A 24139-nucleotide genomic window follows, 5' to 3' on the forward strand; every position below is an offset into this window, starting at 1 on the left:
ATCGCTGAAAGGCTTTTTTGTGTCTTAAAGTGAAGAAAGTTGTTCTTTTCTTTGGCATTTCCAATTCTTTTCGTTAATTTTGTAGCGTCATTTCCGAGATGGCTGGCAAAGGGATGCTGGCTGATAAGTCTGGGGATTGGCTATATCTTTTAGAATTAGACGTTTACTACGTTTCGCTTTGACGCACTGGAAATTAGGGACTTCCAATAATGATAGTCGGAGAGAGATGGCAGTGGACGCCAACTTAACGTGTATTTATGCACGGCACAAGTGCGCCCTTTCGTATAGGAAGGGTGTGCCTTGTGCTACATACATATATACCATGTTGGCGTAGGTGTGTCCTCTTGCTTCTGTTCTTGCTATCATAGGTCCCCTAATACCTCAGTGCGCAAGGACATTAAAGGAGTAATGACCCCTGCGCCAATTCTTTTGGATAGATTTGTGCCTACTTAGAAAACAACAACTAACTTGTAACTTGTTGGTACAAAGACTAATTTAATCGGATTATATTTATCTGCTTTGGGGGTGAGCAAAGGGATGTAACGTCGTTATTCTTATGAACAAATACGAACTCGCAAAGAAGATAAATGAATTGGAGGGTCTTACGAATGATGAGAAATCGGAGTTAATCAAACTACTTCGTTCGCAAAAGAAGTATGGTTTGGTTTGGGAAGACAAGCCTGAGGATGCTGAGCAAAGAATGGTCAACGAGCAGCCTGTGCTTGTTGAAGTGCCTGAACGTGCCATCCTCAGCGATGATGCTGAGGCGCCAAACCATAGTCTTATTGAAGGCGATAACCTCGAAGCCCTTACAGCCCTTAGTTATACCCATGCCGGGAAGATTGATGTCATTTATATCGATCCTCCTTACAATACAGGTAAAGCTGATGAATTCAAATATAACGATAAATATGTAGATGCTACAGATGGATATAGACATAGTAAATGGTTGTCTTTTATTTCTAAACGTATAAAAATTGCAAAGCTATTGCTTAAAGATACAGGATTGATTTTTATTTCTATAGATGATAACGAAGTAGCTCAGTTGAAGTGTCTTTGTGATGAAGTCTTTAATACGTTTACGGATAAAGCGAGAACTAATTGCTTAGGTGTATTAGTATGGAACTTAGGTACTGGTACGCAAGCTGGTCATTTTACAAGAGCTCATGAATATGTGCTAGCTTATGCTGTAAATAAAGATAAAGTTTCAAATTTTACAGGGGGATCTGGGGAAATTGATCATTCTGCATTAAAAAAAGTATCAAAGAAAAATCCACCGGTAATATATACTTTCAAAGCTGGTGCGAAATTTTTGGCACCTAATGGAACTGAGTTATTTGATGAATGGGGAGGTTCTGAAAAGACAAGATTGTTAGATGGACGCATGGTTGCTGAAAATGGAAAATTGAAATATGATGTAACTCTAGAAGCAGGTTTTGCTATGATTCAACAAATGAAAACCTGGTATAACGGTGAATATACAATTGATTCCAAAGGACAACATGTGACAGAATTCTATTTTAATAGTACTGGAGTGTTGCATTATAAAAAAGAAAGAAGTATAATAAACCCACCATCTGTGATTAATGATTGTGGTTCAACCAAGGCAGGATCAATTGAGTTAGCCAACATATTAGGCAGCTCTGATACTTTTGGTTATCCAAAACCAACTCAATTAATAAAGTTCTTATTATCCTTGCAAGGAAAGGATGTTACTATCCTTGACTTTTTTGCTGGTTCCGGTACAACTCTTCATGCAACAATGCAATTGAACGCCGAAGATGGCGGGCATCGCCAATGTATCTTGGTTACCAATAATGAGAATGGAATTTGTGAGAATGTAACTTATGAGCGAAACCGTCGAGTTATCCAGGGCTATACTACACCAAAAGGCGAGGAGGTTCCAGGCTTAACCCGTAACAACCTTCGTTATTACAAGACAAAGTTTGTGCCTCGTGATAAGAGTCCGAAGAATCTGCGTAATTTGATGGCACTCTCTACAGATATGCTTTGCATTCACAACGATACATATATCGAGAAGCCATTTGCAGGCAAGAACATCAACAACAAGATTGCTCGCTATTTCGAGAGCAATGATGGAACTAAGCGAATGCTGGTGATTTATCGTGCTGAGGCTATTCAAGCCCTGGTAGAGTTGATGAAGCAGGAATTCAAGAATGCCGAAAGTAAGGAGAACGGCAAACTCATGGTCTATGTCTTCTCGCCAAACGGCTATGCTTATGATGATGAGTTTGAGGATGTGGCAGATTACGTTTCGCTTTGTGCCATGCCTGATGCCGTATTGAATGCTTATCGCAGAGTTTTGCCAAAGAAGCGTCAAGCGCAACTCTTGGAGGATGTTGCAGAAGAAACGGATTCAGAAGCGAGAACAGTCGAAGAATCGGATTTATTTCAAAATCAAACATATACAATGGCAGCAAGTGAAATCAAAGATAATAGGGAAGGAGGCGACGAATGAAACAGATACAATATCAGCAGAAAGCAGTCAAGGAATTGGTAGATAAGACTATTGACCTGCTTACCTATTCAGGTATGCGCCACACACTCGTATTCAAGGCTCCAACAGGTGCCGGCAAGACGGTGATGGCATCAGAAATGTTGCTCCGACTGAATGCAGAGTTGAGAGACCGTACGGATGTACCTTATAAAGAGTTGGCATATATTTGGATTGCTCCCAACAAGCTTCATGAACAGAGCTACTTTAAGATGAAATCCTTCTTTACGGAAGGACAGGAGTTGCATCCGGTCATCTATGACGACCTCGACCATTCTGCCGAAGGCTACATCCATCCGGGAGAAATCCTTTTCGTTAACTGGGAGAGTATCAATAAAGATAATGCCGTGATGATACGTGATACGGAGCAGAGTGCTTCGCTCTACGATCTTACTCGCAGAACCCAGGAAGAACAGAATATTCCTATTGTCGTTATCATCGATGAAGAGCACATGTTTGCCAGCAAACTCGCCAACAAGACAGAGAAGGTGTTGAAGAACATCAATCCAAAAGTTGAGCTCCGTATCTCGGCAACCCCTGAGACCAAAGGCGATTTAGATGTGAAGATACCTAGAGAGGCTGTTGTTAGAGAAGGTATGATTAAACAGGGCGTGGTATTGAATCCTGCCTTGAACTTCACGGATCCGAATGGCTCTTTGAACCAGCATTTGGTGAGCCTTGCCTTGAAGAAGCGGGAAGAGTTGGCTGAGGCTTATCGTAAGATAGGCGTTCATATCAATCCTCTGCTGCTTATTCAGTTGCCTAATGATAAAGATAAGATGGATAAGGATGATGAAAGTATCAAGGAAGAGGTGATGCAATATCTGGATACCATCAAGAATATCAATGTTGACAATGGCAAGTTGGCGATATGGCTCAGCAACGAAAAGGAGAATCTGGATGGTATAGAGAAACCGGATAATCTGACCGAAGTGTTGCTTTTCAAGCAGGCCATCGCTCTGGGATGGGACTGCCCTCGTGCCGCTGTGCTCCTCATCTTCCGAAAGATAGAGAGTTTTACTTTCACCGCTCAGACTGTGGGACGCATCCTTCGTATGCCAGAGCAGCATTTCTATGAGGACGACCGACTGAATTGGGGCTATGTATATACCAATCTCAGCAAAGACATCATCAAGATTGTGCAAGATGATATGGACTATATGTCGAATATTCATGCTGTTCGTCGAGAGAATCTATGCAATGTGGTGCTGCGTTCTGAATATTGTGAGCGTCCTGCCATTGCACGTAAGCGACTGGGACCAGATTTCAAGAAGGTACTTGCAAAAGTCTTTGAAGATATTCTTCTGGTTAAGAACCGCCAGTTATCTCTTTTCACGATAGATGACTTGGAGGGCAATGTGGATGAAGGAGATTCCGAAGATGTTGAGGCTGCAGAGAGCATTTATGCCAAAAACAGAAAGGCATGTGAGGATAAGATTACCTTTAAAGTAAGAAGCATTGGTATCGATTTGATAGAGGATGTCAGCATCACGGGTGAGACAGGTGAGACTCATGTGGATAAGAAGGCAAGATATGTCCGCACGATGCAGGAATTGAATAATTCATTCAATGCTTTCTGTGCCAAGTGTATTGGTTCGAAGTTTGAGAAAGTGAGTGTCACGACATTGGCTTTTGCCTTGAAGGAACTGATGGAAGACCTGTTTGAACTCTTCGAGACGGATGCCGTAAAGGTGATTCTTTATCATGGTAACAAGGAGGTATTTGCAGATTTGATAGACCGTGCATTGAATCGTTATCAGAAGATTCTTGAGGAACGACAGAATCAGCAGAATGCAAAGTATTATAAAACTTATGACTGGGAGGTTCCTGTAGAACGACTTTATAAGGAAGAAAGCCATCACATCAAGGATGAGGTACGAGATCATGCTCTTCTGCCATTTGTAGAATTAAAGAATGCCTCTAAGCCTGAAGAGCGTTTCGAAGCTTTTCTGGAAGCCAACAAGGAGTATATTGACTGGTGGTATAAGAATGGTGATGCCGGCAGGCAGCATTATGCCATCAGTTACGAGAACAAGGAGGGGCACAAAGCCCTCTTCTATGTGGATTTCGTGATTCGCATGAAGAATGGCCAGGTCTTCCTCTTCGATACCAAGAGTGCTGGAAGTGATGTGGATGCCGTGGAAAAGCATAATGCCCTCATCGACTATATGGCGAGCGAAGAGAACAAAGACAAGCATCTGAAGGGTGGCATCATCATCGAGAGAAATAACAACTGGAAGTACTGTCCGATGAAGGTAGAGAACACTACAGACATTGTGGAGTGGGATAGCTTCTATCCGAAAGAATATAAATAAGTCATAAACGCTACATATATAATAAGGTGTAATAACAATGGCAAAGGGACTAGATGGAAAATTCTTGCACTATGGCATCCGAAAGGAAGACCTCGACCTGATCAGGACGCTATGCGAGAAGCATGAGATTGACTTCGACTGGATGAGCGAGGAAATCCTGCGCAAATATCATGCAGCCAAGGTGGATAAGATAGAAATGAATGACGAGGATACTGAGAAGATTATCGCCGAGGCGATTTCTCAGATCAAGTAATGAATCAAGAATGAAGAACGAAGAGTGAAGGATAGATTATGATTATCAAAAGAATCAAAATCAAGAACTATAAGACTTATCTGAGTCTTGACTTGGATTTGTCGGTGAGACCCGATCAGCCCATCATCCTGATAGGTGGTATGAACGGTGGTGGTAAGACCACGCTGTTTGAGGCTATCTGTGGAGCTCTTTATGGATTGAAGATTCAGAACAAGGCGCATTTTCAGGAACTCTTGAACAATGGAGCCTTGGGAAAGGTGGAGCCTACCATCGTGCTTGAACTCTCTTTCGAAGGTATGGTGCTCGGACGCAAGCAGCAGTATCTACTGCGTCGCACTTATAAGCTTAATCCTGCCAACAAGCCTGTGGAGAATGTGCTGCTCAATATGGACGGCACACCTTTCTCCTATGGTACGGCTACGCCTCCGCAGCAGCGTGCCCTCAACGAGCAGCAGGTGAATAAGATTATCAAGGCAAACTTGCCGCAGGAGCTCAGCAAGTATTTCCTCTTTGATGCCATGCAGTCGAGCGAGCTCTTGAAGGAGAATGTCTTTGCCCAAATCATCAAGGATAATATCCAGAATGTGATGGGATTCAACAAATATCTGCAATTAAAAAATGCTGCCGAGCATCAGCAGCAGGAGTGGGCAGCAAGGAGACTGGAGGCGCAGAAGGAGGCTGAAGAATATAATGGGCTTTGCGAACAGCGCAACCAACTGGTGACTTTGCTGGAGGAGAATACCAAGCTACAGGATGATAAGTACAAATATCTGGTTTCCATTCAGGCTGAATATGATGCCGCCAAGGAAGGTGCCAAGGATTCTGCCGAGACTGCACGAAAGATTCAGGATCTAGAGGCCAGCGTGAAGGATACGCAGGAGTCGTCAAAGCGATATAATGCCCAATTGAAGCAGGTGGTGGAGACTTTGGAAATCAACGTGTTCTTTCCGAAACTTGCACAGGGAATCACAAACGAGGTAAACGACATCATCCGACAGAAAGAAGCCTTGAAGCAGGAACGTGAAGGGGTGCTCTCTCTGGAGCAGATGCGTGAGGTAACTACCAAGATTCTTGGTTATCTGAAATCAAAGTGCCTCTGTCCGGATTCCGTGGAGGATGAGGATGTGGTGGCTTACCTGAAGAGTCAGCAGGAAGCTTTGCAGCGCAAGGACGATTATGCTTTCCTGGATGAAAGCGAGTTTGATGCGCTCAAGAATCTGCTGGGTACCAATGCTGTGAATGAGTTTATCGCCCTTAATGACAGTCGTTATGATTTGGAAAAGCGGTTGGAGAACTATGATAATCAGCAGAGTCAGATAGCTCTGCTCCGTCGTAGTATGGTAAGCGGCAATACCGAAATCATCAAGGCATACGAGGAGGCTAGCCGTGAACTCGAATTCTTGAAGAAGGAGGCTGATGACAGAAAGGTGAGCATTGGGAAACTGGAGCGTAAGATTCATCAGTTTGATGTGCAGATACAGCAGGAACCTGATGTGAAATATGACATGCTGGTGAAACTGAAACCTTTCTTTGAGGATGTTGCCGACACTCTGCTCAAACGCAAGAAGGAAAAGATAGAGGAGGATATGAAGGAGCAACTCAACAAACTCCTGATTTCCTATAAAGGCTGCATCGCCAAGGTGGAGCTATCAGACAGTATGGAGAATTTCACCATCCGTCTCTATCACAAGGCTGGAAATGAAATCTCGCTCAACCAACTGAATGCAGCATCCAAGCAAATCTTTATCCAGGTGTTGCTGAAGGTGCTTCGAAATCTGGGTGATTATAATCCACCTGTGATGATAGACACGGTGATGGGTGTTTTGGATGAGGAGAGCCGTGATGTGCTGATGGAAGAATACTTCCCGGGACTTGCCGAGCAAACCATCCTGCTCTGCACCACTTCGGAAATCAGAAAGGATAAGGATTATATGAAGCTGGAACCATTCCTCTCCCGTTCTTATACGCTGGTAAGAGATGGGGAAAGTCAGAGCACCCACGTGGAGGAAGGATACTTTGGAGTAATGTGTAATGAATAATGTTTCATATTGACGGAGCAATATAAATATGGAAGTAGCATTAGAGAATATACGACAGGCAGAAGGTATGGTGGAAGCCATCATGCCTTTGAAGGAGAAACTGGAGAAGCGTTTGAACCTTTCGCGGCAAGTGGAAGGGGAGAGGGATGCTATGCTAACCCTGAATAAGGTGATGCGAATCTGCCTGATAGCCAGTTTGAGTCTAACGGAGAAGAGAAGCGTGGATGGTTTGGGAGATATCGGATTGTCGAAATCTTCTCAGCGCATTATGCCTAGTTTCTTTACCAAAGACAATAAGAGGTCGCTCTTTTCGGCTTTGTTGAAGTTGAGATATAGAGATTGCGAGGTGGATTGGCAGAATGCCAGTATCGTGGGGCGCATCGTGGCGAAGGAAATCTATCGGGGTATCGCTTATCTTTCGGAAGATGAGAATCTGAATGCTTTCCTCTTTGCTGCAAGCGACAGGCGACATGGTGGAAGTGGCATTCCTGCCTTGGAGTTGCTGATAGGTGAGTATGCAGAAGATATGGAAGCGAAACTGAATATCAACGGACGTTCGGTATCGAATGCACAGATTCTGGTGGCAGGTACCACGGGTTCGGGTAAGACCAATCTGCTGGCTGTGTTGATTCAGCAGTTTCGTAATCTCTCCACGGAAACGCCTTATCCCGTCAATTTCCTTTTGTTCGATTATAAGGGTGAATTCTCAGACCCGTCGAATGCCAGCTGGCTTGTTCACTTCGATGTAGATAGGAGTTGCATTCTCGACCCTGTGGTTGCGCCATTGCCTTTCACGCCGTTCAAGGATTTTACGGGCAGGACCATCAATGAAGTCAATCTCTATTCCACGGAGATGGCTGGTGCTCTCTGTGCTGTAGATCGTGCAACGGTGAGCGCAGCCATGAGTAATCGGTTGAGTGAAGCCATTGTTGAGGCTTATAAGCAGACGGCAGGCAAGCCTATCACTTTTGAGTTGATGCTGATGAAATATCAGCAGAGAATGCAGAATCCGGATAAGGATGATAGCATCACTTCGGTTTTGAAGCAGTTGATTCGCAATCATCTGTTTGCATCGGAAGATAAGGTGAATCTGGTAGATGAGTGTTTTATCGTGAAGATGGATGCTTTCCCGAAAGATGGTCCGATAGCCAGGGCTATAGTCTATTTCATCATTTCGAAGCTCAATAATATCTATGAGCAGTTGCCGAAGCAGGCGGTGAATGAGGATTATGTACAGATTCGTCACTTCACGATTATCGATGAGGCTCACTATATGTTGGATTTTGACAATCAGCCGCTTCGCAATCTGATAGCTGTGGGTAGAAATAAGGGGTTGAGCATTATCTTTGCCACTCAAAACATGGACAGTTACAAGAGTAAGTTCTTTGATTTCTATGCCAATGCGCAGTATCCGCTCATCATGAAGCAGCAGACGATTTCGGACAGTATCATCAAGGATCTCTTTGGTGTGTCGGGTAAAGACTTCCAGGAAATCAAGTCGGCGATAGCTGGTTTGCAGAAAGGCGAGTTGATTATCAAGGATCATACGATGGCTGCCCTTGGTTTGGGTGGTAAGTCTTATAAGAAAATAAAGGTGACGCATCTTATTTGATGCGCCACTTTTTTATATGATATGCCTTGTTGCCCCTGATTTACAACAAACTTTAACGCTATTGCCGCTGATTTGCGACAAAAAAGTGGTAACTTTGCCCCTGATTTGAAACAAATGCGTATGTTTAGACGAAATATCATCAGTAAATTGGAGGCTTGGAAGCAAGACAAAAAGCATAAGCCTCTTATCTTGAGAGGAGCTCGACAGGTTGGCAAGACAACTGTGGTCAATGAGTTTGGCTCCCAGTTTGATAATTATCTATATTTCAATCTGGAAAGAAATGAGAATGCCAAGTTGTTTGAAATGGAGATTCCTTTAGACGACCTGGTGAATATGCTGTATGCCAGTGTCGGTAAGGTTAAGAAAGAAGGAACTACACTTGTTTTTATCGACGAGATTCAGAATTCTCCTAAAACCATAGCACTTCTTAGGTATTTCTATGAACAGAGACCCGATTTGTATGTTATTGCAGCTGGCAGTCTGTTGGAGAATCTGGTGGATGTTAAAGTCAGTTTTCCTGTGGGAAGAGTACAATATCTGGCTTTGCGACCTTGTTCGTTTTCGGAATTCCTGGGAGCTATCGGTAAGAATAATCTGCTTGCCGTACTCTCGCAGAAGGCGGAATATACGGTTGCCTTCCATGAACAATTGATGCATCTTTTCAATCAATATACCATTGTGGGAGGTATGCCTGAAGCTGTGCAGCAGTATGCTGAAAACCAAGATGTCATTGGTATCGAAGATGTTTATGAAACTCTGGTGCAAGCCTATAAGGATGATTCTGAAAAATACGTCAGAGGTAATAAGTTGACAGACGTAGTGAGATTCATCCTCTCCTATGGTTGGGCTTTTTCGGGTGAGACCATTACGTTAGGTAACTTTGCCAATTCTGGCTATAAGTCAAGAGAGGTGGGCGAGGCATTTAGATTGCTGGAGAAGGCTATGCTCCTGGAGTTGGTTTACCCTGTGTCTTCTACCCAGTTGCCGATTATCCCTGAGACCAAGCGAATGCCAAAACTCATCTGGTTTGATACGGGATTGGTGAACTATCAGGCGGGAATCAGAAAGGAAATCATTGGCTCTACCGATATGGTGGACAGTTGGCGTGGGCATATTGCAGAACAAATTACGGCTCAGGAATTATTGGCTTTGGAAGATAGGGTGGGACAGCATCGCTCATTTTGGGCAAAGCCTAATAATGGTGCAGAGGTTGATTTCATTTTTGCTCATAACTCCAAGCTTTATCCGATAGAGGTAAAGAGCGGAACCAATGCCCATCTCCGTTCACTTCAGGTGTTTATGGATAGTTCTGCTGTAAATATTGCCATCCGTATCTGGTCAAAGCCTTATTCCATAGATAAGGTCAAGACAATTCATGGCAAGGAGTTTACGTTGATCAATCTCCCTTTCTACCTGATAGGTAATTTGCGGAGCGTATTGGATGCTGTAGTAGAAGAATGAGTGATAGATACAAAAACAAAAGAATTCAGCAAATTAGCATCTTGGCTATTTGCTGAATTCTCAATTCATATTCTATTTTTCCTTTTTATTCTTTACTTGAAGCAGAGCTTGCCTTCGGCAATCTTCTTGGCTTCTTCTGGCTTGTTGGTGGTTATGAAGTCAACGCCGGAATCTACGCATTTCTGAATCTCCTTCATCTGGTCGATGGTCCATACATTCACCTTCATGCCCATGTCGTGGCTCTCTTTGATCCAATTCGGATTCTTGAGTAGGGCACCACCATAGTAGTCGATGCCGGCAAAGCCCTTCTGCTTGATGACTTCGGGAGCCACGTCGCTGCCCAGATAGTAAACCCGGGCTTGTGGGTTCAGCTTTACGAGTTCCTCGCAGGCATGCATGCTGAAGGAGATGTAATCCACCTGCTTCTCCATGCCTGCTGCCTTTACCAGATCAAGACACGCCTTTACGCATCTGTCTTCACGCTCAGGAGTCTGATGTGCCTTGATTTCCAGAATCAGCTGCATGGGAGCAAGCTTCTTGCCAGCCTCAAGGTAACTCTTCAGCGTGGCGATAGGCTCACCATTGGCAAGCTTCAGATTCTTGATGTCGGCATACTTGGCCTCCTCGATGATGATGCCATGGATGTCGTCGTCATGGTTTACCACCACGATGCCGTCTGTGGTGATGTGTACATCAAACTCGCTTCCCCAAACATCAGCCTTCTTTGCATTCTGCATGGCTACGATGGAGTTCTGGGCTGCACCCAGACTGTTCCAATAGCCACGATGGGCTATTACCTTTACTTGAGCCAGAGCGGAAGATGCCAAAAGCATCATTCCGCACAATATCATACTAGTCTTTTTCATTGTATATTACTTTTTTTTATTATCTTCTGAAATATTTCTAAAAATCTATTTAAAATCTGTATCTTATACCCAACTGGCACTGGTAAGGATTACCATTGCCACCAGCTACGCCGGCGTTGGTATTTACTGCATACTTATACTGCTTCTTCTCCTGGTCGAAACCTGTGATGTAATAGAGAGGAACGTTAGAGAGGTTCTTGCCTACACCCCAGTCTTTGTTGAGAAGGTTGGCCACATTGAATACATCCAGTGAAACTTCCAGGGCATGGGTCTTGTAAAGCTTGAATGCCTTCTCCAAGTGAAGGTCGAAGGTGCCGTAGAAACCGTTTACGCCGCCATTGCGCTCAGCCATCTTGCCATAGTTGTTCTGCAAATACTCCTTGAACTTCTTCTCCACCTTTGGGTTAGCCATCAGGGTTTCGAAGCCCTTGCGGATGCCAGCATCGGTGTTAGGGTCGTTAGGGTCGAAGATGTAGGCGAGGTCGTTGGTTGCCACGAAGTCACCATTCACGTTTCCGCCTACGATGGTAGAGTAGCGGGTGCCGCCGATGCCCGAGAAGCGGATACCTGCCTGGATGCCCCAGAAGGTTGGTGCTGTGCCATAAACTACCAGCTTATGGCGGAACTGCCCGTTGCCATAGCTCAACTGGCTCATGTCGCGTGGGTCATCCTTCACCATTTTTACTAATGTTGAGGTGTTTGCCACGTCGCCATTATAGGTGTTGTTGTCCTTTACGCTGTTCCATGTATAGCTGAATGAGAGGAATCCATCCTTGAAGTATCTCCAGCTACCGTCGATGACGAAGGCAAACTGGTTTACCTTTCCGATGGTGTTAAGCTCCAGTACACGACCTATCTCCTTGGTCTTTCTGCCTTCCAGCCAGTTGGTGTTGCCCTTGGCATCGATGGTGTTGGTAGGCACATAGACGCCACGTCCACCTTCGTTTTCCAATCTGAAGTAAGGCTCATCCACCATGTTCTTGTCGATATAGAGATAGTTGTGGCGAGCCAGAGTCATGTATCCTGCTACGCCCATCTTGAATCGGTCGCTGAAGTAGTGGGTATACGATAGGTTTGCCTTGTAGATGGTTGGCACCTTGGAGCCCTCCTTGTTGCAGTTGATGGTGACGAGCTTCTCTACATTTGGATTCTTCAGCAGATCAGCACCCGGAGCTGTGGCTGGATCCTGTCGATAGCTTGGGAAGTTAGGAGTAGGGATGAGGCTCGCATCCTGGGTATCGATGGTTACGATGCGGCTTCCGTCGAACACCTGACTGTTTACCGTGGCGTAGTTGTTGATGTCTGATGCGAAGATACCGCCACCAAGCTTCAGAATATCTGTATGCTTGTTGTTGATATCCCACTGCAACTGTAATCTTGGCTGTACCAAGAAGAGACCGATGCCCTTGTCGGTTCTTACACCGAGAAGACGGTCGGCTGGCTCGTAGTAGTTGCCGTGGTCAAGATAGGAAGCGTTGTCGATGCGTACGCCGGCTGTGAGGTCGAAGCCCTCGAAGAGTTGGGTGTGCATCTGACCGTAGATACCTGCGTTTACGATGCGCTGGGTTACCTTCTGGTTCTTTTCGCCTTCTACCATATATACGTCGCGGGCATATCGGTAAGGAGTCATATTGTTGAAACTATCGAGTCCCTTGAAGTAGAAACGACCGTTGGTCTCGCTGCCATAGAGTGAGGAGAGATGAGAATACATCACGTCCAAGCCCAGGGTATAGTTGATCTTGCCTGCATTGATGAGCAGGTTATCTACAAACTGATATACGTTGTCGTGGAAATTCTCTGGGGTGAATCGCTGTCCACCTATCTGGATGTTGGTCATCAAGGTCTTTCCATCTACTTCCGATGCCACGTTCTGCACGATGGCACGTGGAATGGTTCCGTTAGGCAGGAGACTGTTTGCCTTGGTCTCTTCCATCGAATACATCCATTGCACTTTCGCCTCGTTGGTAATCTTTGGTCCGAATACGCTGCGGAGAGATGCCATCAAGCTGTTGTCTGCGGTATTACAGTCGGAGTATGACTCCAGGAAGTTAATAGTGGTGTTGTCACCCTGGCTATATGGCTGCTTGTTGATGTTCAGGTTGTTGCGCACACTGAGCAGATTGGTTGGGTTGATCTGCCAGTCGATGCGTGCGAACACGGAGTTGGTGTTTGATTTCTTGTCAAACGAACCGTACTCCGGCTGGTTAGGCAGCCCGTATTTATCTTTTGCTATTTGGGTGAAGGCATCAAGTGTAGCTTGCGACAGATTGTATCTGCTTTCATCCGATGCTCCATGAATGTCGGCGATGCGCAATGGCTTGGTGTCCTGCTGATGATCCCATGCCACGAAGAAATGCAGGCGGTCTTTGATGATAGGTCCACCCAGCGAGAAACCATACTGATAGGTGGAGAAATCAGAGGTACGCTTGTTGCCGAGGATGTCGTACTGGCTGGCGAGCCAGTCGGTGCGGAGATAGGAGAATGCCGTTCCCTTGAGGGTGTTGGTACCTGACTGGGTTACGGCGTTGATGAGTCCGCCACCTGCACGACCATAGGTTACATCGTAGGCATTGGTTACCACCTTAAACTCTCTCACGGCCTCCATGGTCATGGCGTAGGGACTGCCTTTTCGGGTATTGGCAGCACCACCGGAGATCGGGTTCTTGGATGACATGCCATCTATGTTGAAACCGGTGGAAGAAGCAAGCTGACCGCTGAGGTTCATGCCGTTACTCAGCGGAGAGAGGTCGATGAGCGAAGTGAAGTTACGACCGTTTACAGGCAGTTTCTTGATGTCCTGCGCTGTAACGCTGGTTGAGGCTCCCTCGTTATCCACGTTCTTCTTCAGTGAGTTAGCCACCACTTCAATCTCTTTTAATTCCTGGCTCTGGTCGCTCATAGTGAAGTCAACACGCAGCATATCGCCCTGGTTGAGCGAATAGCCTGTGCGCTTCTGTTCACCATAACCGATGTATTTGGCAGTGATGGTGTAAGGCGAACCGAGCGGAATCTCTCGGATGGTATAGTTTCCGTTGGCATCTGTGGCAGCGGAAACGGTGAAACCTGTAGACTCGTTCTTTACGGTTACCAAGGCACCGATAACAGGTTCTTTGGTGTTATCCACAATTTTTCCAGTAACGGTGGCACGGGTGTTCTGTGCAAAGAGGCACGTGGTGCTACCAGCCGCCAACAGCGCTGCGGTGGCGACAAATCGAATTGAATTCATAATACAATCTTTGATTTATAAATATTTATCGTGATTCTGCTGAATATAAAAGACTTCTTCTTCTACTATTTTCTAAAAGATTTCTTCTGCAATTTCCTGAATGCTTTCTTCTACTTTCTCATGGCTGTGAGTGTACTCTCCACATCGTCGAGCATTTTTGCAGTACTCTTGCGGCTAGTCTTGAGCATCTGCTGTTCCGACTGTGGGTTGATGGATGTGAAGTAATTGCTACCCTGTGCCAATTTCTTCTTGTTGCCATCATAGAGTGAATAGTTCACGTAGTGGAAGATGGTCTTGAAAGGCTCTTCTTGATACTTGAGATAGTGATTGTCGAGGAGGAGGAGATAATCGGCTCCTGCCTGGTCGAGCATGCTACGGAGTTGGGTGGCATTGACGAATGTAAGGTCAGATGACTGGTTCTCGCCTTCGCCTGTGGTCTTGATATCCTCCAGAATGTCGTGGTAGGTGCCCTGAATGGCATTACCGTCTACATAGGTGAAGTTTGCCTTTGATTTCAGGGCAAGTTGTGCGAGGTTGTCTTCTATCACCTTATTATATATGTAGCATACGCTGTCTGGGTTGATCTGCGTATCCTCTGCCAGCATATCAGTAACGAAATAGTTTGATTTCACGTTGTCTTGAGCGCCTATCACGAGTACGCGATGGGCTTTTACTGCGTTGCTAGTGGCATTGCCTTCCAATTCTGGTGTGCCAGCCATCATGTTGCTGCTAACGAGCATGGTCATCATCAGCAAACTACCTTTTGCAAATGTTTTCTTTCTCATTCTTTTTCTTCTTTTCTATGATAATCTTTTCTGGTTGCAAAGGTAGGGGTATTAGATTACAGGAGAAATACAATGGTGATACAATGTTTTGAATGAATTGTTTCAAAATAATGAAGGTAGAATGTCGGGTTCGATGCTCCACCTTTTATATAGTACGCTCGGCATGAGCATTGTCTAACCTGTCCCACCTCTGTATTTTTCTCCGAGATGACGCCATCCATCGGAGCATAGAGGTTGCAGTCGCTGAGGCTTATGCCAAGACATATGCAGGTTGGCAGCTCGTTACCTTGGCTTTTGCCAAGAAGATGTAAGTTTTCCGTTAAATATTCTATTTTCTGATAGGTATTTCGGAAAAATTGCCTATTTTTGCAATATGAATTCAAAACGAAGCAATTATGGCATTGAAATTATATCCTGTAGGAATCCAAACATTTGAGCGTATTCGAAAGGAAAACAAGCTCTATATCGACAAGACGGAATATGTCTATCGAATGACACATTCTGGTGGATGTTATTTCTTCTTAAGTCGTCCACGCCGTTTCGGTAAGTCACTTTTGGTGTCCACTTTTGAGAGTTATTTCTCTGGAAAGAAAGAACTGTTTGAGGGGCTTGCCATCGAAAAGTTAGAGCAGGAATGGATGGAATATCCTGTGCTGCACTTCGATATGAGTGGAGGTAAGCACATGGAGAAGGAGCAGTTGGAGGATTATCTCTCAAATCGTTTGGAAGCAGAAGAGAGAAAATGGGGGATTACCCATACTAAAAGAGGTGCAAATGATCGATTGACGGAATTAATTACCACCGCTTATGAAATTAGCGGCAAGCAGGTGGTCGTGCTCATCGACGAGTATGATGCGCCTATGCTCGATGTTGCTCACGATAAAGAAACTTTGGATGTGCTTCGCAATTTGATGCGCAATTTCTTTAGCCCACTCAAGATGTGTGAGCCTATGCTTCGTTTTGTCTTCCTGACTGGCATCACCAAGTTCTCGCAAGTGAGCATTTTTAGCGAGTTGAATAACATCAAAAATATTTCGTTGGATGATGAATATGCTGGAGTTTGCGGAATCACCAAGGAAGAATTGCTTACCCAGATGAGCGAGGATATAGATGTGTTGGCAGAGGCACAGGGGATGACAAGAGAGGAAACTATTGCTAAACTCAAGGAGAATTATGATGGCTATCACTTCTCACCAGCATCCCCTGATGTGTTTAATCCTTATAGCTTGCTCAACTGTTTTGATGATAAGAACTTCGGTGCTTATTGGTTCAGCTCAGGCACACCTACCTATCTTATCAACATGCTTCGCAAGTTTAAGGTCTTGCCAGCCAAGATAGGCAGGTCATTGGCTCGTGCCTCAGCATTCGATGCACCTACAGAGAACTTGAAGACCATCACGCCTTTGCTCTATCAGAGCGGCTACATCACCATCAAGGGCTATGACAAGATGAGCCAACTCTTCACGCTCGACTTGCCTAACAAGGAAATCAAGGTGGGCTTATTTGAGAGCCTTCTGCCTTATTATTTGGAAGGCATGTATGCCGAGGAGGGAGATGTGGCAATCGCCCAGATGTCTGTCTTGATTCGCCAAGGCGACATGGATGGAGCCTTGCGCTTGTTCCAGGAGTTCTTGGGCACGGTGCCTTATTGTAACAATACCAATTACGAGGGGCATTACCAGCAGGTGCTTTTCATCATCTTCACCCTCTTGACTCACTTTGTGGTGGATGTGGAGGTTCACACACCGAATGGAAGGGTGGATGTAGTGATGGAGACTGAGGATACTCTCTATCTCATCGAACTGAAACTCAACAAGAGTGCCCAGTCCGCCATGCAGCAAATCAACCTCAAGCAATACGGCCAGCGTTTTGCGAGATGTGGCAAGCCGATTGTAAAAGTTGGTGTAAACTTTGATGCTAAGAAAGGGAATATTGAGGATTGGATCATAGAACCATAAATAAGAGTTCACCTTTAAAAGAACATAAATAAGAGTCCATTTTTAAAAGTGGCGGCAACCCATAACAAAAAAAAGACCGAGTAACTTTTCTATTGGAAGTTGCTCGGTCTTTTTGGGTTGAAGTAGAATTAAAACTGCCTTATTCCGCCAGTCGGATGCTCATCGGGCTTACGGTGATGAGGCGCTTCTTGTATAAATCGCCCACGGCACGCTTGTACACCTTCTTGCTCACGTGGAAACGCTCGTAGATGTCGTCGGCCTCGCTCTTGTCGCCAAGATTGCATTCGCCGTCGTTGTCCAGGAGATACTGGTAGAGGGTTTCGGCGAAATCGGCAGTCTGCTGGATGCCGGTCTTCTGCAGGGTGACATCTATCTTTCCGTCTGGGCGAACTCTTCCGATGTATCCCTTCATCTTGTCACCCGTGTGGATGTATTGGAAAATCTGGTCCTGATAGAGCAGACCTGGATACTGGTTGTCGATGATAACCTTGAAGCCGAGGTCGGTCTTCTGCCAGATGAGGAGATCCACCTCTTCACCATGCTTGTAGTGAGGATGGTCTTCGTTGAGATAACGCTCTATCTTGGCAGAGGCAACAATGCGATAGCTCTCCTCGTCGATGTGGATATGCACGATGTAGGAGTTGCCGAGCACCATGCGCTTCTTCTGCTCGCGGAATGGGCAGAAGATGTCCTTCATCAGCCCCCAGCCCAGGAAGGCTCCGTATTCGTTGACCCATTTCACTTCGAGATAGGCGAAGTCGCCAACCTTAGCCAATGGGGTTTCGGTGGTAGCGATGAGGCGCTCATCCTGATCGAGATAGATGAAGACATCCAGCTCGTCGCCGATGCCAGCGTCTTCTGGGACGTAGCGGGATGGAAGGAGGATTTCTCCCTCATCTCCACCATCGAGATACAGACCGAAATCTACTTTCTTTACGATGCGAAGGCGATTGTAATCGCCGAGTTTTATTTTTTTGCTCATATAATATTATCTTCAGTTTTTTCTTCTATTGTTGGGGCTTCTTCAACTTCTGCAGTTTCTTCCTGGCTATCAGCAGCTCCTGCCTCCACCGTCTTCTCTATCATTCCATCCTTGAGATGGATGGTGCGGTCGGTGATGGAAGCAAGACCCTCATCGTGGGTAACGATGACGAAAGTCTGGCCGAACTTGTCTCTGAGATCGAAGAAGAGCTGGTGAAGCTCTGCCTTGTTCTTGGTGTCGAGACTTCCTGATGGCTCATCGGCAAGGATGACGGCTGGATTGTTGACCAGGGCTCTTGCCACGGCTACACGCTGTTTCTCACCACCAGACAACTCGGCAGGTTTGTGGCTGGCTCTATCGCTCAAGCCCATGAATTCCAATAACTCCTCAGCACGCTCCTTGGCTTCCTTTCTGCCCTTTCCGGCGATGAAGGCAGGAATCATGATGTTCTCCAGGGCGGTGAACTCCGGTAGAAGCTGATGAAACTGGAAGACGAAACCGAGATGCTGATTGCGGAAATCGCTCAGTTTCTTGGTGCTGAGGCTGCGCACATCAATGCCGTCCACCTCTATGCTGCCACTGTCAGGCTTGTCGAGGGTACCGATAATCTGTAGAAGTGTGGTCTTGCCGGCACCGCTAGGTCCGACGATACTTACCACCTCGCCCTTGTCAATATGCAGGTCGATGCCCTTAAGCACCTGCAGGGAGCCGAAGCTCTTGGTTATACCTTTTATATCAATCATTTTCTAACTCAAAATTATTTTGCAGGCAAAATTAAGCAAAATATTTGGAAATGCCTAATTTTAAGAGATAAAAAGAAATAAGGAGGGATATAAAAAAACAAAACGAGCCTTATTCTTGCAAATAAAGCTCGTTTCAGTACTCAATTCTGTATTACTTTCTATAAAATGTATGTGTTATTTCAACCCATCGGCATCGCCGGTGGTCTTCAATCCGTTGCTCTTGTCGCGAGGAGTGATATTCACTTTCTTCGCTACGGTGTTCTCGATGAGGCTGGCATCGAATGCCATCTTCTTGTCGGTGCAGGTGATATCCTGGAAGGTGAAATCTACCAGGCGGTATTTATCGCTCTTTCCAACATCAAAGAAGTTGTCACAATCCATCTGGATGTTCTTGATGGAGATGTTGTTGCATTGGCTCAATGGCATGTCCTTGCGGTCACCGGGCTTGAAGAACTGGGTCCATGGGCGGATGACGAGGAAACTGCCGGTGGTGCCCTGGATATTATCCACTGTTACATATTCATAATGCTGCGGAGTATCAGGTCGCATCTTCAGCCAGAGCACGCGCTGTGCCTTATCCACCTTGATGTTGCGGAGTACGATATTGCGGTCTTTCACGCTTTCGCTGCCAAGAGTCAGACAGCCATGCACGGTTCCATAATGGCAGTTCTGGATGAGTACATTATACACCGGACCATTTTCCGGTGCCTGGTCTGCCCAGGTTCCCTTACCGCCCTTAATGGCGATGGCATCATCGTTTACGCTCATATAGCAACCATCCACCAGCACATCGTGACAAACATCAATGTCGATGGCATCGCTGCTTGGTGCCTTCATGCCGGAAGTAGGGGCGAAGATGGTGCAGCCCAGGAAGCGGACGTGGTCGCAACGGTAGATGTGGTTGGTCCAGAACGGACTGTTCTGAATATGCACATCCTGCAAGGTTACGTTGCTTGAATTGCTGATATAGACGAGGCGAGGGCGCTGTGCATCCTTGTTGGTACACTGGCGGTTCCAGGTGCGGCGAATCCAGAACTCCTCCCAGTAGTGATAACCGTTGCCATCGATGGTACCGGGACCGGCGATGGTAAAGCCATCACATTTGTCGGCATTGATGAAGGCAGAGAAGTATTTGCAGGTTTCGCCCTCGATGCGGGTTTCTACCACGGGGAAGTTGGCGATGCGGTCGCTGCCTTTCAGTTTTCCGCCTTCCGAAACATAAAGGTGGGTCTTCGGCTTGAAGAAGAGGGCACCGCTCTGATAGGTTCCGGTAGGAACCACGATGACACCGCCGCCATCCTTGGCAGCACGGTCGATGACAGCCTGGATGGCCTGGGTCTGAATCAGGGTACTATCCGTCTTTACGCCATAGTCGGTGAGGATGTATTTCTTGCCCAGGGTATCCACATTCACCTTCTGTGCGTTGCTGAACCAGGCATCCATCTTCGTTCCATCAGGCCAAAGTTCGGTTTGTGCCTTCTTTGCTTTCTTCTGTTTCTTAGCGGCGTTGGCGCTTAGTGGCGAAAACGCCACCAAGCAAGCCATCAGCCAGATATATTTCTTCATGATTTGTTTTTTTACCTTTTTACTTTTTTACCTTTAAAAGCTTGTAATACTCTGCAGCACCAAGCAGGAGGCAGCCTGTGCCGTAGTCCTCGAAGTCAGGAACAGAGGTGAAGGTGACAGGCTGACCGGCAGCAGGATCCTTTCCTGTGCCCTGGTTATAGCCGATGAAACCATCCTCGTGAACGGATGCTGCAAGCGCCTTCCATGCCTTGTCCATCGCCTTCTGATAGGTGGCTCTAGGAAGAATGCCCTGCTGAACACCCCATGCCATACCATAGAGGAAGAGACCAGTACCGGTCATCTCAGGACCGCCATAGTTGGCAGGACAAACGAGGCTTACGTTCCAGTAACCATCCTCGCGCTGGCATTTCAGGATTGCCTGACTCATCAGGATGAAGTCTTTCTTCAGATACTGATAGTACTTATCTGTCTTTGGCAAAGTCTCCATCACGCGGACCAGGGCTGCATACACCCAACCGTTGCCACGGCTCCAGTAGCAGTTGCTGCCATCCTTCTCCTTGTAAGGTGGCACGTAGTCCTTGTCTCTCCACCAGAGTCCTTCTTTTTTGTTGAAGAGACCGTTAGCCAGGGTATCACGGCTCCATTTATAGGAATTCATCGCATAATCCAGATACTTGCGCTCGCCGGTAATCTTGGCATACTTGGCGTAGGCAGGCATCGCCATCTGGATCGCATCAATCCAAGTCCAGTAGTTTACCCGGTTGGTGGCCATCTGATGGTCGAGGTTCTCCTTTACCTTGCTCAAGTCCTTCTTGCCGCCGGTCTGAACGTAGCGGTCCATGTAGGTTTGCTGGCAGCATTGGTTGTCGGCATCGGTATCGTTCACGCTGCCACGGGCTGTCCATTTGTGATAATCCGCCCACTTGTCGGTATAGTCGAGATAGCGCTGCTGAGGGTCAATCTCGTAAAGCGCCATCAATCCCTCGTAATACACGGCACGGGTCCAGAGGTTGCTGGTGCGGACTTTCTTCACGAATGTGTCGAGAGTAGGGTCACTGTACTTCGTCATGAAGTAGTTGTTGGTGCGATGGGCTACCTCCAGAATTTCATTTTGCAATGCGGTCTGGGCAGACATTGAGGTCAAGCCCATAAGCATACAGAGCGATGATAAGATCAGTTTCTTCATTTGTCTTGTTATTAATATTATGATTATTTACTTGATTTCTACGAGTTTCACGGTGCTGTTGAGTCCGCTTGGCACAGGAGTCCAGTTCTCGTAGGTGGTCTTCTTGTAGTTGATGTCCACCACATTGATTTCCTTCATCTTGCGCCATTTTACGCCCTGACGGTCGAGTTCTGCGATGCGGTTGGCAGGCAGATTGGTAACCTCGATGCGGATGATGTTCTTGCCCTTGTTGAGTGCATCCTTGCAGTTGAGGATATATGGTACAGCCCAGGCGCAGCCTACATATTTATTGTTGATATAGACGCGGGCACTTTCACGTACATCCCCCAGGTCAATGGCCCACTGTCTCTGGGCATCATCCTTCGACAGCTTGATGGTGGTTTCGTAAACACCTGTTCCCATCATCACCTTCGCCTTGTCGCTGAGACTTTCCCAGGTCTTCAAACCCTTGAGATTGAAGGTTTCGCCCACCTTAGGAGCCTCCTCGGTGAATGACAGTTTCCAGGTATTGGCTGTCAGATTGATGGTCTTGCTATCCGCAGCCGCAAACTTCTCCTTTTCGCTCACCTTCACCTTGGAACCGAGTTTCCACTCGCTTACAGGCTTATCCGAGGTGATGAGGATGCGGCTCTCGCCACTCTTCAGGTTCAGCTGGATACCCTTGTCGCCGATGGTTGCCTCGTGGTATTTGCCCGTCATAGGGTTGTACCAGATGCCATGCTTCTCGTTTACAGCCAAAGCCACATTGGTGGCGATATCCTTGCTGGTGAGGTTGGCGATGAAGTAATGATGACCGATGCTGTTGTTGCGGCGGATCATCTTCAAACCCAGGTTCTTTCTCATCAGTTCCGGTTTTGCCGCCTGTTCCATCGCCTTGATGTTATCGCCCTTGATGATCTTGGCGCCTTGTGCCTTGAGGGCAGAGATGTGCTGAATCACATCGCTTGGCATGATGTTGTTGCCAGGGATGATGATGCCCTTGTATCGGGTTCCGGCAGCCGTTTCAATCATACCGTTCTTAAAGGTACACGTGCGGAGATACTTGTCGCTGATGTAGTCGCAGTCGAATCCAGCCTTGTCGATGTCGAGAATCACCTTGATAAACTCCGGTGCCTTCTTCGCCATGCTGTGGATGTCGAATTGCATCAGCCAGTTCTTGGTATCCTTGCGCCACATATCTCTTACCGGCAGATAAACCAGAAAATCATTGTCTGGCTGTCCCCACTGCAGATAGGTCTGGCAGTTGGTGATGTACTTCATCAGTTCCGGAGCGTCGCGCCAGATGCTGTTGGTAGGACTCATATCCACCGAAGCATAGAACTTCCATCCTGGCCATGGATCGTTCTTTGGCGAATAGGCTGTGCCATGGAAGAACATGTGGTTTACGCCGGCGCAGAACATCAGGTCCATATCCGGTTTCATCTGGCTCAGGGAAGTGCGGAAGTGCTCGGTGAGCCAGGTGAAGGTTTCGCTGGATGTATATTTCTTTCCGGTGATGTGCGCAGCCGATGGAGCATATTTCAGCATGCTGAGGTCGCTGAAGTTAGGACGGGTCTTACCCGGATCCTTGCGCAGTCCCTTGATGCCGAAGTCGGTCAGTCCGAAGCCTTCAATCTCCGGGATGTCAACGGCTGCATAGCAGTCGATGAGGTTGGCAGGTGAACCGTGTGCCTGGTTGCGGGTGATGGCGCCACGTTTGTTTGCCCATGCCGTCCACTGTTCTGTAAAGTTCTTGAGCAGCATGTCGCCCAGGGTTTCACGGTAGTCGCTAACCACCATGGCATCGCCATCCAGGAACTCTGGGAACTTATCCTGCAGTTTATATCCGTGATATTTCTCGAATTCTGTCAGGAGGTTAGGTGTCCAGTTGGCGCCATACACCTCGTAGCTGTCATTGAAGAAGGTATGCGGATATGGAGTCTTCGATGCTACGAAGGCGCTGTCGATGTGCTGCAGATAATTAGCCACGGCAGTAGAGTCGAAATGGTCGATGACATATCCCTCTCCTCCAGGTGCGGCACGTTTCACCTTCTGTCGGGTGCGGCTTTCATAGAGAGCGATGACGCGTTTCTTGTATTTTTCACCCTCCACAGGGAACGCCTTGATGACCTTCAGCTTGGCGAAGGCACGCTCTTTCTGTGGCACGTTGAATTCTATCTCCATCAGTTTCTGTTTCACATCCACGATGGTATCTACGAACACCGCCTTGCATGCTGCTTCGCTGATAGGTACCCAAGGACCACCGAAAGGCCAACCTGTTCCTGTAGCCATATCGGTTTCAATGCCCACCTGCTTGTTTTCCTTCTCTACAAATTTGAGCATATCCATCCATTTAGGCGAGAGATACGGGATAGCGTTCTTGTCGTTGCCCTGCACACCATAGAGCGGTGTGATTTCTACGGCACCGATACCCGCCTTGGCATATTCGCCAAGGTTCCACTTCAGGTTCTCTTGATCCACAGCAGATCCCATCCACCACCATCTTACGCCCGGTTTGGCTTCCTGCGTAGGGGTAGGGAGCAACTGTGCCTGGCAGTTGAGTGATGACATCAATGCCATAGCAAAGGATAATCCTATGAATTTATGATTTCTTTTATAGTTCATCATATTGGGTTTTATTAAGTTGTTCTTAATTGTTTATTCTTCGTCTGCAAAGATAGCGAAAAATACT

The 24139-nt window shown here is 46.6% G+C and carries 15 protein-coding genes; 7 read left to right on the forward strand and 8 right to left on the reverse strand.

The annotated features are described in order from the left end of the window. The first annotated feature begins 556 nt into the window (after positions 1-556). The 6 genes from DXD25_RS06575 to DXD25_RS06600 all read left to right on the forward strand — a co-directional run bounded on the left by DXD25_RS06575 (position 557) and on the right by DXD25_RS06600 (position 10195). Positions 557-2479, forward strand: a complete 1923-nt coding sequence (locus tag DXD25_RS06575) for a site-specific DNA-methyltransferase (RefSeq protein ID WP_117662382.1) — start codon at positions 557-559, stop codon at positions 2477-2479. Next, the gene (locus DXD25_RS06580) at positions 2476-4830 is read left to right on the forward strand and encodes a DEAD/DEAH box helicase (RefSeq protein ID WP_117662384.1); all 2355 of its coding nucleotides are present in this window, start codon (positions 2476-2478) and stop codon (positions 4828-4830) included. The genes DXD25_RS06575 and DXD25_RS06580 overlap by 4 nt, the downstream gene beginning before the upstream one ends. Before the next feature lie 37 nt (positions 4831-4867). After that, entirely contained in the window at positions 4868-5083 is a 216-nt protein-coding gene (locus tag DXD25_RS06585; RefSeq protein ID WP_006848313.1) for a DNA modification system-associated small protein, read from the forward strand. Positions 5084-5121: 38 nt separating this feature from the next. Further along, the gene (locus tag DXD25_RS06590) at positions 5122-7122 is read left to right on the forward strand and encodes an AAA family ATPase (protein ID WP_117662386.1); all 2001 of its coding nucleotides are present in this window, start codon (positions 5122-5124) and stop codon (positions 7120-7122) included. 28 nt (positions 7123-7150) lie between these two features. Further along, entirely contained in the window at positions 7151-8734 is a 1584-nt protein-coding gene (locus DXD25_RS06595) for an ATP-binding protein (protein WP_117662388.1), read from the forward strand. Between the two features lie 120 nt (positions 8735-8854). After that, positions 8855-10195, forward strand: coding sequence for an ATP-binding protein (locus DXD25_RS06600; RefSeq protein ID WP_117662423.1), 1341 nt, complete (start codon positions 8855-8857; stop codon positions 10193-10195). A 92-nt stretch (positions 10196-10287) separates the two neighbouring features. On the opposite strand, the gene DXD25_RS06605 is transcribed toward DXD25_RS06600, so the two are convergent. The 3 genes from DXD25_RS06605 to DXD25_RS06615 form a co-directional block, all read right to left on the reverse strand. Beyond that, positions 10288-11061, reverse strand: a complete 774-nt coding sequence (locus tag DXD25_RS06605) for a glycerophosphodiester phosphodiesterase family protein (protein ID WP_117662390.1) — start codon at positions 11059-11061, stop codon at positions 10288-10290. Positions 11062-11110: 49 nt separating this feature from the next. Then, positions 11111-14287 (reverse strand): TonB-dependent receptor, encoded by a 3177-nt coding sequence (locus DXD25_RS06610; RefSeq protein ID WP_117662392.1) that lies wholly within the window; start codon positions 14285-14287, stop codon positions 11111-11113. Positions 14288-14397: 110 nt separating this feature from the next. Then, entirely contained in the window at positions 14398-15072 is a 675-nt protein-coding gene (locus tag DXD25_RS06615; RefSeq protein ID WP_117662393.1) for a hypothetical protein, read from the reverse strand. 395 nt (positions 15073-15467) lie between these two features. Here DXD25_RS06615 and DXD25_RS06620 point away from each other — a divergent pair, with 395 nt between their 5' ends. Continuing rightward, entirely contained in the window at positions 15468-17030 is a 1563-nt protein-coding gene (locus DXD25_RS06620) for an ATP-binding protein (protein WP_117662395.1), read from the forward strand. 139 nt (positions 17031-17169) lie between these two features. Here DXD25_RS06620 and DXD25_RS06625 read toward each other — a convergent pair whose 3' ends face one another. The 5 genes from DXD25_RS06625 to DXD25_RS06645 form a co-directional block, all read right to left on the reverse strand. After that, positions 17170-18012 carry a S1 RNA-binding domain-containing protein gene (locus DXD25_RS06625; RefSeq protein ID WP_117662397.1) on the reverse strand — a complete coding sequence of 281 codons (843 nt, stop codon included), beginning with the start codon at positions 18010-18012 and terminating at the stop codon, positions 17170-17172. Further along, positions 18009-18755, reverse strand: coding sequence for an ABC transporter ATP-binding protein (locus tag DXD25_RS06630; RefSeq protein ID WP_117662399.1), 747 nt, complete (start codon positions 18753-18755; stop codon positions 18009-18011). Before DXD25_RS06630 ends, DXD25_RS06625 begins: the two co-directional genes overlap by 4 nt. 174 nt (positions 18756-18929) lie before the next feature. Continuing rightward, positions 18930-20321 carry a glycoside hydrolase family 28 protein gene (locus DXD25_RS06635; protein WP_117662401.1) on the reverse strand — a complete coding sequence of 464 codons (1392 nt, stop codon included), beginning with the start codon at positions 20319-20321 and terminating at the stop codon, positions 18930-18932. Between the two features lie 19 nt (positions 20322-20340). Continuing rightward, positions 20341-21468, reverse strand: coding sequence for a glycoside hydrolase family 88 protein (locus tag DXD25_RS06640; RefSeq protein ID WP_117662403.1), 1128 nt, complete (start codon positions 21466-21468; stop codon positions 20341-20343). Positions 21469-21495: 27 nt separating this feature from the next. Beyond that, positions 21496-24075: a glycosyl hydrolase gene (locus DXD25_RS06645; protein WP_370453406.1), complete on the reverse strand. Its 2580-nt coding sequence runs from the start codon at positions 24073-24075 to the stop codon at positions 21496-21498. Positions 24076-24139 lie beyond the last annotated feature (64 nt).

The sequence above is a fragment of the Prevotella sp. TF12-30 genome, assembly GCF_003436715.1.
GTDB classification, from domain to species: Bacteria; Bacteroidota; Bacteroidia; order Bacteroidales; family Bacteroidaceae; genus Prevotella; species Prevotella copri_A.

What these genes read in the sequence shown, in the direction of transcription:
- DXD25_RS06590 (WP_117662386.1), top strand. Translation starts at nt 5,122, where the DNA reads ATGATTATCAAAAGAATCAAAATCAAGAACTATAAGACTTATCTGAGT.
- DXD25_RS06585 (WP_006848313.1), top strand. Translation starts at nt 4,868, where the DNA reads ATGGCAAAGGGACTAGATGGAAAATTCTTGCACTATGGCATCCGAAAG.
- DXD25_RS06575 (WP_117662382.1), top strand. Translation starts at nt 557, where the DNA reads ATGAACAAATACGAACTCGCAAAGAAGATAAATGAATTGGAGGGTCTT.
- DXD25_RS06600 (WP_117662423.1), top strand. Translation starts at nt 8,855, where the DNA reads ATGTTTAGACGAAATATCATCAGTAAATTGGAGGCTTGGAAGCAAGAC.
- DXD25_RS06610 (WP_117662392.1), bottom strand. Translation starts at nt 14,287, where the DNA reads ATGAATTCAATTCGATTTGTCGCCACCGCAGCGCTGTTGGCGGCTGGT.
- DXD25_RS06615 (WP_117662393.1), bottom strand. Translation starts at nt 15,072, where the DNA reads ATGAGAAAGAAAACATTTGCAAAAGGTAGTTTGCTGATGATGACCATG.
- DXD25_RS06620 (WP_117662395.1), top strand. Translation starts at nt 15,468, where the DNA reads ATGGCATTGAAATTATATCCTGTAGGAATCCAAACATTTGAGCGTATT.
- DXD25_RS06640 (WP_117662403.1), bottom strand. Translation starts at nt 21,468, where the DNA reads ATGAAGAAACTGATCTTATCATCGCTCTGTATGCTTATGGGCTTGACC.
- DXD25_RS06595 (WP_117662388.1), top strand. Translation starts at nt 7,151, where the DNA reads ATGGAAGTAGCATTAGAGAATATACGACAGGCAGAAGGTATGGTGGAA.
- DXD25_RS06645 (WP_370453406.1), bottom strand. Translation starts at nt 24,075, where the DNA reads ATGATGAACTATAAAAGAAATCATAAATTCATAGGATTATCCTTTGCT.
- DXD25_RS06580 (WP_117662384.1), top strand. Translation starts at nt 2,476, where the DNA reads ATGAAACAGATACAATATCAGCAGAAAGCAGTCAAGGAATTGGTAGAT.
- DXD25_RS06625 (WP_117662397.1), bottom strand. Translation starts at nt 18,012, where the DNA reads ATGAGCAAAAAAATAAAACTCGGCGATTACAATCGCCTTCGCATCGTA.
- DXD25_RS06635 (WP_117662401.1), bottom strand. Translation starts at nt 20,321, where the DNA reads ATGAAGAAATATATCTGGCTGATGGCTTGCTTGGTGGCGTTTTCGCCA.
- DXD25_RS06630 (WP_117662399.1), bottom strand. Translation starts at nt 18,755, where the DNA reads ATGATTGATATAAAAGGTATAACCAAGAGCTTCGGCTCCCTGCAGGTG.
- DXD25_RS06605 (WP_117662390.1), bottom strand. Translation starts at nt 11,061, where the DNA reads ATGAAAAAGACTAGTATGATATTGTGCGGAATGATGCTTTTGGCATCT.